Origin of the sequence: Priestia sp. SIMBA_032 (assembly GCF_046535215.1) — a bacterium.
Taxonomy (GTDB): Bacteria; Bacillota; Bacilli; order Bacillales; family Bacillaceae_H; genus Priestia; species Priestia aryabhattai.
In genome coordinates, this window is record NZ_JAWRXD010000392.1 from 1 (window position 1) to 302 (window position 302).

The following is a 302-nucleotide window of genomic DNA, read 5'->3' on the forward strand; positions in this document are numbered from 1 at the left end:
GATGGCTCTGACTACAGCGAGACCTAGACCACTTCCTCCTTTGGCCCGAGAACGTGACCTCTCACATCTTTGAAAGGGATCAAAAATCTTCTCTAGATAAGATTCCTCAATCCCCGGACCATCATCTGAAACACTTAGTATATTAAAACTGTCTTTATTGATAAGCCGAACCGTCACGTTGCCGGGAGTGCTATGCCTGAGCGTATTTTCGAATAGCGCTGAAAGTGCCAGCAGTATTCGGCCCGGGTCACACCACACTGGCTCTTTACTTATGTCTAAGGTTAAAGTAAGACCCGCGGCGG

Annotated in this window: 1 protein-coding gene; it reads right to left on the reverse strand. The window is 48.0% G+C overall.

What is annotated here, in order from left to right:
• Nucleotides 1–258: ATP-binding protein (locus tag SB717_RS34880; RefSeq protein WP_410907457.1), on the reverse strand; the 258-nt coding region annotated here is incomplete at its 3' end.
• Between the last annotated feature and the right edge of the window lie 44 nt (nt 259–302).